This window comes from Streptomyces sp. NPDC058257, assembly GCF_042881845.1.
Classification (GTDB): Bacteria; Actinomycetota; Actinomycetes; order Streptomycetales; family Streptomycetaceae; genus Streptomyces.
In genome coordinates this window covers 490,956-500,240 of the sequence record NZ_JBHVXJ010000003.1, presented here as the reverse complement: position 1 = coordinate 500,240, position 9,285 = coordinate 490,956, and the positions used below count along the sequence as shown (strand labels likewise).

General features: G+C 72.1%; 8 protein-coding genes. 5 read left to right on the top strand and 3 right to left on the bottom strand.

The window, feature by feature from the left end:
* Positions 1-173: 173 nt before the first annotated feature.
* Entirely contained in the window at positions 174-380 is a 207-nt protein-coding gene (locus tag ACFVXC_RS11255; protein ID WP_389903961.1) for an acyl-CoA carboxylase epsilon subunit, read from the bottom strand.
* A gap of 42 nt (positions 381-422) precedes the next feature.
* The gene (locus ACFVXC_RS11250) at positions 423-2,081 is read right to left on the bottom strand and encodes an acyl-CoA carboxylase subunit beta (protein WP_389903959.1); all 1,659 of its coding nucleotides are present in this window, start codon (positions 2,079-2,081) and stop codon (positions 423-425) included.
* Between the two features lie 150 nt (positions 2,082-2,231).
* On the opposite strand from ACFVXC_RS11250, the gene ACFVXC_RS11245 reads away from it, so the two are divergent.
* The 5 genes from ACFVXC_RS11245 to hutH all read left to right on the top strand — a co-directional run bounded on the left by ACFVXC_RS11245 (position 2,232) and on the right by hutH (position 8,403).
* Positions 2,232-3,143, top strand: coding sequence for a biotin--[acetyl-CoA-carboxylase] ligase (locus tag ACFVXC_RS11245; protein WP_389903956.1), 912 nt, complete (start codon positions 2,232-2,234; stop codon positions 3,141-3,143).
* 209 nt (positions 3,144-3,352) lie between these two features.
* Positions 3,353-4,537: an adenylate/guanylate cyclase domain-containing protein gene (locus ACFVXC_RS11240; protein WP_389903953.1), complete on the top strand. Its 1,185-nt coding sequence runs from the start codon at positions 3,353-3,355 to the stop codon at positions 4,535-4,537.
* A 128-nt stretch (positions 4,538-4,665) separates the two neighbouring features.
* The gene (locus tag ACFVXC_RS11235; protein ID WP_389903951.1) at positions 4,666-5,463 is read left to right on the top strand and encodes an enoyl-CoA hydratase/isomerase family protein; all 798 of its coding nucleotides are present in this window, start codon (positions 4,666-4,668) and stop codon (positions 5,461-5,463) included.
* A 115-nt stretch (positions 5,464-5,578) separates the two neighbouring features.
* Positions 5,579-6,793 (top strand): diguanylate cyclase domain-containing protein, encoded by a 1,215-nt coding sequence (locus ACFVXC_RS11230; protein WP_389903948.1) that lies wholly within the window; start codon positions 5,579-5,581, stop codon positions 6,791-6,793.
* 71 nt (positions 6,794-6,864) lie between these two features.
* Positions 6,865-8,403: a histidine ammonia-lyase gene (gene hutH, locus ACFVXC_RS11225; protein WP_389904438.1), complete on the top strand. Its 1,539-nt coding sequence runs from the start codon at positions 6,865-6,867 to the stop codon at positions 8,401-8,403.
* Positions 8,404-8,489: 86 nt separating this feature from the next.
* On the opposite strand, the gene ACFVXC_RS11220 is transcribed toward hutH, so the two are convergent.
* Entirely contained in the window at positions 8,490-9,269 is a 780-nt protein-coding gene (locus tag ACFVXC_RS11220; protein WP_389903946.1) for a PepSY domain-containing protein, read from the bottom strand.
* Positions 9,270-9,285: the final 16 nt, after the last annotated feature.

The window sequence follows — 9,285 nt, the reverse complement described above, 5'->3', positions numbered from 1 at the left end:
TTTTTTATCCCCGTGTGGGGTGGGGGGGGTGTTGGGGGGGCCCCCACCACCCCTCCCCCCCGTTGGGGCGGGGGGGGGGGGGGGGGGGCCGTGTGCCCGCGCCCCCCGCCCCCCGGCACCTCCCACTCATTCTCGGACCAGGGCCCGTACGGACCCGGAACACTGGCCCGCGCCTACACGGGCCAGTACGTGCGGCCCCATGTCGTCGGCCCCGGTGCGGGAAGGCGGTGGCGGGCCACGCGCGCCGGGTCGGCCCAGGCGTCGAGTGCCGCGGGCGCGCCGGACGGCTGGTTCGCGACCGCCGCGGCGCGCGCCTGGACCACCGCGAGTGCGGCGGCCAGCTCCTCCGGGGTGGGGTTGCCCCGTACGACCTTGATCATGAACGGACTCCTCGCTGAAGCGCGGTCTGGCTGAGGCACGGTCTAGAGGGGGATGTTGCCGTGCTTCTTCGGAGGGAGGGATTCCCGCTTCGTACGCAGCTGACGCAGGCCCCGGACGAGATGGGCGCGGGTCTCCGACGGCATGACGACGGAGTCGATGTAACCGCGCTCGGCGGCCGTGTACGGGTTGAGGAGCCGGTCCTCGTACTCCTGGATGAGGCGGGCCCGGGTCGCCTCGACGTCGCCGGTGGCCTCCGCCGCCGCGATCGTCTTGCGGTGCAGGATGTTCACCGCGCCCTGCGCGCCCATCACCGCGATCTGCGCGGTCGGCCAGGCCAGGTTGAGGTCGGCGCCCAGGTGCTTGGAGCCCATGACGTCGTACGCGCCGCCGAACGCCTTGCGCGTGATGACGGTGATCAGCGGGACCGTCGCCTCGGCGTAGGCGTAGATCAGCTTGGCGCCGCGGCGGATGATGCCCGTGTGCTCCTGCTCGACGCCCGGCAGGAAGCCCGGCACGTCGACGAAGGTGATGACCGGGACGTTGAACGCGTCGCAGGTGCGGACGAAGCGAGCGCCCTTCTCGGACGCGTCGATGTTCAGACAGCCGGCGAACTGCGTCGGCTGGTTGGCGACGATGCCCACCGGGCGGCCCTCGATCCGGCCGAAGCCGGTGAGGATGTTCGGCGCGAACAGCGGCTGCGTCTCGAAGAACTCGGCGTCGTCAAGGACGTGTTCGATCACGCTGTGCATGTCGTACGGCTGGTTGGCGCTGTCCGGGATCAGCGTGTCCAGCTCGCGGTCCTCGTCCGTCAGCTCCAGGTCCGCGTCCTCGGGGAAGGCGGGCGGCTCGCTGAGGTTGTTCGAAGGCAGGTAGGAGAGGAGGGATTTGGCGTACTCGATCGCGTCCTTCTCGTCGCCCGCCATGTGATGGGCGACACCGGAGGTGCTGTTGTGGGTGCGGGCACCTCCCAGCTCCTCGAAGCCGACGTCCTCACCGGTGACCGTCTTGATGACGTCGGGTCCGGTGATGAACATGTGCGAGGTCTGGTCGACCATGACGGTGAAGTCGGTGATGGCGGGGGAGTAGACCGCCCCGCCCGCGCACGGACCGACGACGAGCGAGATCTGCGGGATGACGCCGGACGCGTGCGTGTTCCGGCGGAAGATCTCCCCGTACATCCCCAGGGCCATGACGCCCTCCTGGATGCGGGCGCCGCCGGAGTCGTTGATGCCGATGACCGGACAGCCGGTCTTCAGGGCGAAGTCCATGACCTTGACGATCTTCTGGCCGTAGACCTCGCCGAGGGCGCCGCCGAAGACCGTGAAGTCCTGGGAGAAGACGGCCACGGGGCGGCCGTCGACGGTGCCGTAGCCGGTCACGACCCCGTCGCCGTAGGGCCGGTTGGCCTCCAGGCCGAAGTCGGTCGAGCGGTGCTGGGCGAACTCGTCGAACTCGACGAAGGAGTTCTCGTCCAGGAGCAGATCGATGCGTTCGCGCGCCGTCAACTTGCCCTTGGCGTGCTGCTTCTCGACCGCGCGAGCCGAACCGGCGTGCTTGGCCTCCTCGATGCGGCGCTGCAGATCAGCGAGTTTTCCCGCAGTCGTATGGATATCGATACCCGTGTCACCCGCGTCGGCGGTTGCGGGGGTATCGCTTGCGGCGCTTGGCACGGGCACGTTGGGCTCTTCCGGCTCGGACATAGGGATGCGGCTCCCTGCCTGCTCAAAGGGGCGACTGGCGGCTTGCGGCGGTGGCTTGAGACTGCTGTGGCTCGCTTGCTACTGACTCGTAGGGTAGCTGCGCGTATACGGTTCGGCAGTGCGGCGTTTACCACACCTAAGGTGGCTTGCATGACGCCGCGAGATGCTTCAGACGATCCTTCGGACACTCCTTCCGGTACGCCTTCGGGCGCCCCTGACGACAGCCGCTGGTCCGACCTCGAAAGGCCGCCCCTGAACGCCGCGTCGCTCCGGCGCGCGCTGGTGCGGGACGGGAGTCTGTGGACCTCCCTGGACGTGGTGCCCGCGACAGGGTCGACCAACACGGATCTGGCCGCACGAGCCGACGGGCTGCCCGAGGGCGCGGTCCTCGTCGCCGAGGAGCAGAGCTCGGGGCGCGGCCGGCTCGACCGCCGCTGGTCGGCGCCCGCGCGCTCCGGTCTCTTCTTCTCCGTACTCCTGAAGCCGGGACCCACGGTGCCGGTCGAGCGGTGGGGGTGGCTGCCGCTGCTCACCGGGGTCGCCGCCGCCACGGGGCTCTCGCGGGCGGCCGGGGTGGACACGGCCCTCAAGTGGCCGAACGACCTCCTGGTGACGGTCGGCGGGGAGGAGCGCAAGGCGGGCGGGATCCTCGCGGAGCGGGCCGGTTCGGTGGAGGCGGGGGGCGTGGTGGTCGGTCTCGGCATCAACGTGACCCTGCGCGCGGACGAGCTCCCGGTGCCCACGGCGGGTTCGCTCGCGCTGGCCGGGGCGGCCACGACGGACCGGGACACGGTGCTGCGTGCGGTGCTGCGCTCCCTGGAGCAGTGGTACGGGGACTGGCGCGCGGTGGAGGGCGATCCGGCGGCCTCCCGCCTCCAGGAGACGTACGCGGCTGGTTGCGCGACCCTCGGCCGCAAGGTCCGCGCGGAGCTGCCGGGCGACCGCTCGATCACGGGCGAGGCGGTGGCGGTGGACGGCGACGGCCGCTTGGTGCTCGCCACGGGGGACGGGGTGCAGGAGCCGGTGGGGGCGGGGGATGTGGTGCATCTGAGGGGGGTGTAGGGGTGTAGGTGGTGTGCGGAGAGCCTGTTCGTCCAGGTGAGGATGGGGGGCAAACGGGCGGCTGGGCGGGAAGGGTGTGTTCGGCGGCGCACGAGCGGGGGAGCCACAGATCGAGGCGCCCCGCCGGGAAAGGCGTGAGCTGCGGCACACCTGCCGTAAAGTTGGCGCCGGTCGATACCTGACCGCGGCAGATCGGAAGGGCAGCAGGCGTGACCGTCGACGACACGGGCTCGGGCGCGGGTGATTCCGCTCCCGATGGTGAGCCCGGACGTACCGCTGGGTCCGTCGGGTCCGCCACCCATGCGTTCGACTCGATGGACTCCGGGGACGAGAAGCCCGGGGACCAGGAGAAGGACCCCCTCGCCCTGCGCCTGGAAGGGCTGATCCTCGGCGCGGACCGCCGCTACACCCCGTTCCAGGCGGCCCGCAGCGCAGGCGTCTCCATGGAGCTGGCCTCCCGCTTCTGGCGGGCCATGGGCTTTCCCGACATCGGTCAGGCCAAGGCTCTGACCGAGGCGGACGTGCTCGCGCTGCGCCGCCTCGCCGGTCTCGTCGAGGCGGGGCTGCTCAGCGAGGCGATGGCCGTGCAGGTGGCCCGGTCGACCGGGCAGACCACCGCCCGCCTGGCCGAATGGCAGATCGACTCCTTCCTTGAGGGTCTGACGGAGCCGCCCGAGCCGGGCATGACCCGGACCGAAGTGACGTACCCCCTGATGGAGCTGCTCCTGCCCGAGCTGGAGGAGTTCCTCGTCTATGTCTGGCGGCGGCAGCTGGCCGCCGCGACCGGCCGGGTCGTGCAGGCCGCGGACGACGAGGAGATGGTCGACCGGCGGCTCGCGGTCGGTTTCGCCGACCTCGTCGGCTTCACGCGGCTCACGCGCCGCATGGAGGAGGAAGAACTCGGCGAACTCGTCGAGGCCTTCGAGACCACGGCCGCTGACCTGGTCGCCGCGAACGGCGGTCGGCTCATCAAGACGCTGGGCGACGAAGTCCTGTACGCCGCCGATGACGCGAGTGTGGCCGCGGAGATCGCGCTGCGCCTCATCGAGACCATGGCCAACGACGAGACGATGCCCGAGCTGCGCGTCGGCATCGCCTTCGGCACGGTCACCACGCGCATGGGCGACGTGTTCGGTACGACGGTGAACCTCGCGAGCCGCCTCACGTCGATAGCGCCTCGGGACGCGGTCCTCGTGGACGGCGCGCTCGCGGAGGAGCTGACGCGGACGGGCCAGGCGCCTGCCTCCGAGACCGAGGCGGCCCAAGCGGCTGAGGTGGCGGAGAAGGAGGGCACCGAGCCGCCCTCCTACCGGTTCGCGCTGCAGCCGATGTGGCAGCGGCCCGTGCGTGGTCTCGGCGTCGTCGAGCCCTGGCTGCTCGCCCGGCGGAGCTGAGTTCCCCGCCGAACCCGGACCACCGCCTCGCGGTGGAATTTACCCGCACGCCCACCCGGCACCCCGCACCGGTGACATGATCCTCGTGCAACGCGATAACGATCGTTAACCGGACGTGGAGGAAAGCAATGGGCGGCGAGCAGCGGTTCGGGGAATTCGTCAGCGTCAGGCGGCACGCGTACGTCGCCGAGCTCGTCCTCGACCGGCCCAAGGCCATGAACGCCGTGTCCACGGACATGGCCCGCTCCATCGGCGCCGCCTGCGACGCCCTCGCGCTGGACGGTGACGCCCGCGTCGTGGTCGTCACGTCCACCCATGAGCGGGCGTTCTGTGTCGGCGCCGACCTGAAGGAGCGCAATTCCTTCTCCGACGCCGAGTTGGTGCGCCAGCGCCCCACGGCCCGGGCCGCCTATACGGGCGTACTCGAACTGCCCATGCCGACCGTCGCCGCCCTGCACGGCTTCGCGCTCGGCGGCGGGTTCGAGCTCGCGCTCGCCTGCGACCTCATCGTCGCCGACCCGACCGCCGTGGTCGGGCTCCCCGAGGTGTCGGTCGGCGTCATCCCCGGCGGCGGCGGTACGCAGCTGCTTCCGCGCCGGGTGGGCGCGGCCCGCGCCGCCGAGCTGATCTTCACCGCGCGGCGGGTGGAAGCGGCCGAGGCGCGGGAGTTGGGGCTCGTCGACCAGCTGGTGGACGAGGGTGAGGACCGTACGGAAGCGCTCGCGCTCGCCGCGCGGATCGCCGGCAACTCGCCCGTCGGACTGCGCGCCGCCAAGCGCGCCCTGCGGCTCGGTCACGGGCTCGACCTGCGTGCCGGTCTTGAGGTCGAGGACGCCGCCTGGCGCTCGGTGGCCTTCTCCGGCGACCGGGCGGAGGGCGTGGCGGCGTTCAACGAGAAGCGGAAGCCGAACTGGCCGGGGGAGTGAGCGCGAGGGCGGGCGCGGGTGCGAGGGCGGGCGGGAGAGTGAGTCGGGCATCCGGTCCGCACTCTCCGTAATGTTCCGATCGCCCAAAATGTCGTAAATCTCCTAGCCTAGGGAGATGGGAGAGGACGTTCGGCTGCGGGCCGTAGTCGTGCTGGCGCAGGGGATGGCCGCCGCGCACACTCCGCGTGAGTCCTGGCGGGCGGCTGCCCGCGGCGCGTGTCATGCCCTCTCGGGGAGCTTCGCGGCCCTGTCCGTCTGGGAGCGCGACCTCGGGCGGCTGAGGGTGCTCGTGAACGTGGGTGAACGCGCCGAGGGGGAGGAAGAGTTCCCGGAGCGTGAGGCGTACCCGGTGAACCAGTTCCCGGAGATCACCGAGTTCCTGCACGAGCGCTGGGCGGGCGGCGGCGAGCCGCACGCCTGGGTCGAGACGGCGGGCGGGCCCGCGCAGAGCACGGCCCCGGGCTACTGCCATCAGCGCGTCGCGGCCCTGCGCAGGCGGGGTCGCGGCTGCTGCGTGGTCGCGCCGATCGTGCTGCACGGGCGGGCGTGGGGTGAGCTCTATGTGGCGCGCCCGGTGGGGGCACCGGTCTTCGACCGCGCGGACGCGGACTTCGCGACGGTGCTCGCCTCGGTGGTCGCGGCGGGCATCGCGCAGACCGAACGCCTTGAGGAAGCCCGCCGCCTCGCCTTCACCGACGCGCTGACGGGCCTCGCCAACCGGCGCGCGGTCGATCTGCGTCTTGAGGAGGCGGTGGAGCGTCACCGTACGGACGGGGCGGTGGTGAGCCTGGTCGTGTGCGACGTGAACGGCCTCAAGTGGGTCAACGACACCCAGGGGCACGCGGTCGGCGACCGGCTCCTCGAACGCTTCGGGTCGGTGCTCTCCCTGTGCGGGGCGATGCTGCCAGGGACCCTGGCCGCGCGGCTCGGCGGGGACGAGTTCTGCCTGCTCTCGGTGGGGCCCTCGGCCGACGAGGTGGTGCGGGTCGCGGAAGAACTGTGCGTACGGGCCGCCGAGTTGGAGCTGGGGGACGGCGTCGCGTGCGGGGTCGCCTCCACCCAGGACCCGATCGGCGAGGTCCGCTCCGCCCGCCGTCTGTTCCGGCTCGCGGACGCGGCCCAGTACCGCGCGAAGGCGGCGCGCGCGCTGAAGCCGGTGGTCGCGGGGCGCGAGGGCGCGGACGACCCGGTGGTGCGGCTCGCGAACTCGGAGGGCTCGCGCCCGGCGGGCGAGAGGCGCCGCTTCAGGGGGCGCGGTCCCGAGCCGCGGGGCGATGAGCGGGACTCCGGGGGCTTCACGGACTCCGGGGAGGGCGGGCGCGGGCGCTGAGCGGTAAGAGGCTCAGGTCGTATCCACCCGTGACACCCGGCGATTCAGTCCGTACGCTGCTGAATATGGATATGCATACCGTGGTCCTGGGGACGTCCGGGACGACCGCAGCGGACGTCATCGCCGTCGCGCGCGGCAACGCCCGGATCGAGCTCTCGGCCGAAGCCGTGACCGCCCTCGCCGCCGCGCGCGAGATCGTCGAAGCCCTCGCGGCCAAGCCCGAGCCCGTCTACGGCGTGTCGACCGGCTTCGGCGCCCTCGCCACCCGGCACATCGGCCCGGACCTCCGTGCCCAGCTGCAGCGCAACATCGTCCGCTCGCACGCGGCGGGGATGGGCCCGCGCGTGGAGCGCGAGGTGGTCCGCGCGCTGATGTTCCTGCGTCTGAAGACGGTCTGCTCGGGCCGTACCGGCGTACGCCCCGAGGTCGCGCGGACCATGGCCGACGTCCTCAACGCGGGCATCACGCCCGTCGTGCACGAGTACGGCTCCCTCGGCTGCTCCGGCGACCTCGCGCCGCTCAGCCACTGCGCCCTGACGCTCATGGGCGAGGGCGACGCCGAGGGCCCGGACGGTGAGCTGAGGCCCGCGGGCGAGCTGCTCGCCGCACACGGCATCACGCCGGTCGAGCTGCGCGAGAAGGAGGGCCTCGCTCTCCTGAACGGCACCGACGGCATGCTGGGCATGCTCGTCATGGCCCTCGCCGACCTCGACGCCCTCTACAAGTCCGCCGACATCACCGCGGCCCTCACCCTGGAGGCGCTCCTCGGCACCGCCAAGGTCCTCGCCCCCGAGCTGCACGCCATCCGCCCGCACCCGGGGCAGGGGGCGTCCGCCGCCAACATGCTCGCCGTCCTTGCCGGTTCCGGGCTCACCGGCCACCACCAGGACGACGCGCCGCGCGTGCAGGACGCGTACTCGGTGCGGTGCGCGCCGCAGGTGGCTGGCGCGGGACGCGACACCATGGCGCACGCGCGTCTTGTCGCCGATCGCGAGCTCGCCGCCGCCGTCGACAACCCGGTGGTCCTGCCCGACGGCCGCGTCGAGTCGAACGGCAACTTCCACGGGGCGCCGGTGGCGTACGTCCTTGACTTCCTCGCGATCGCCGCGGCGGACCTCGGCTCGATCACGGAGCGCCGCACGGACCGGCTGCTGGACAAGAACCGTTCGCACGGTCTTCCGCCCTTCCTCGCGGACGACGCGGGCGTGGACTCGGGCCTGATGATCGCCCAGTACACGCAGGCGGCGCTGGTCAGCGAGATGAAGCGCCTCGCGGTCCCGGCGTCGGCCGACTCGATCCCGTCCTCCGCGATGCAGGAGGACCACGTGTCGATGGGCTGGTCGGCGGCCCGCAAGCTCCGTACGGCGGTCGACAACCTGACCCGCATCGTCGCGATCGAGCTGTACGCGGCCACGCGCGCGGTCGAACTCCGCGAGGGTCTCGTGCCCGCCCCCGCGACCCGCGCGGTCATCGAGGCGATCCGCAAGGCGGGCGTCGAGGGCCCGGGCCCGGACCGCTTCCTCGCCCCGGATCTGGCGGCGGCGGACGAGTTCGTACGTTCCGGCGCGCTCCTCGACGCGGTCGAGCCGGTGACGGGCCCGCTGGCCTAGCGGCGGCGTTACGTACGTGGACGGGGGCGCCGTCAGCCGTCACCTGCTGACGGCCGACGGCGCCCCCGTCCTGTGGTGACGGCGTGTCAGTCGCGGTCGACGTGCTCGTGGGTGATGTCGCCCTTGACCGCGTCGACATCGAAGTCGGTCTTGTTCCAGTCCTTCGTGACGACGTCGACGGACCAGACGAGGGAGCCGTCGTCCTTGCCGTCGAGGCCGATGGAGGTGACTGTGCCCTTCGTCTTGGCCATGGCGGTCTTGGCCGCCTGCTCCGGCGTCTGCTTGACGCGGGAGAGCCGGCCGGCCGTCTCCTTCTTGTCGTCGGCGTCCCGGTCGCGCTCGGGGGCGGCCTTGAGCACCTTGCCCGAGACGGCGTCGATGCGGACGGTGTGCGAGGTCCCGTCCTTCTCGGCCACCTCCGCGACCCACTGCGGCCCCGCGGCCCCGGCGCTCGGGCTGGGACTGGGGCTGGGGCTCGCGCTGGCGTCGTCGCCGTCATCGTCCTTGACGTCGTCCGCGCTCTTCAGTTCGAGGTCGGTCAGCTTGCTGCCCTTGACCTTGTCCACCGCCGTGGCGGCGGCCTTGTCGTAGGTGACCTTGGTGGCGCCGAGCAGCTCCTTGCGCTCCGACTGGTCCCGGGTGAGCGACGCGCTGCCCGAGGGGCTGGCCGACGGGGTGGTGGTCGCCCCTTCCGGGACGGTCTTCGCCGCCTCCGAGGTCGCCGCGGAAGCCGCCTTGTCGCTGCTGTCCTCCCCGCAGCCTGTCACCAGTGCCGCCGAGGCCACCAGGGCGCACACGGCACCGACGAGACGGAGCTGACGGGCGCGCGGGGCGCCGCTGTTCCTGCGCAGGGCATCGATTCTCATAACGGCATGCCTAGCC

Excerpts from the sequence above, each read along its gene's own strand:
- ACFVXC_RS11255 (WP_389903961.1), bottom strand. The coding sequence starts at position 380 with ATGATCAAGGTCGTACGGGGCAACCCCACCCCGGAGGAGCTGGCCGCC.
- ACFVXC_RS11250 (WP_389903959.1), bottom strand. The coding sequence starts at position 2,081 with ATGTCCGAGCCGGAAGAGCCCAACGTGCCCGTGCCAAGCGCCGCAAGC.
- ACFVXC_RS11245 (WP_389903956.1), top strand. The coding sequence starts at position 2,232 with ATGACGCCGCGAGATGCTTCAGACGATCCTTCGGACACTCCTTCCGGT.
- ACFVXC_RS11235 (WP_389903951.1), top strand. The coding sequence starts at position 4,666 with ATGGGCGGCGAGCAGCGGTTCGGGGAATTCGTCAGCGTCAGGCGGCAC.
- ACFVXC_RS11230 (WP_389903948.1), top strand. The coding sequence starts at position 5,579 with ATGGGAGAGGACGTTCGGCTGCGGGCCGTAGTCGTGCTGGCGCAGGGG.
- hutH (WP_389904438.1), top strand. The coding sequence starts at position 6,865 with ATGCATACCGTGGTCCTGGGGACGTCCGGGACGACCGCAGCGGACGTC.
- ACFVXC_RS11220 (WP_389903946.1), bottom strand. The coding sequence starts at position 9,269 with ATGAGAATCGATGCCCTGCGCAGGAACAGCGGCGCCCCGCGCGCCCGT.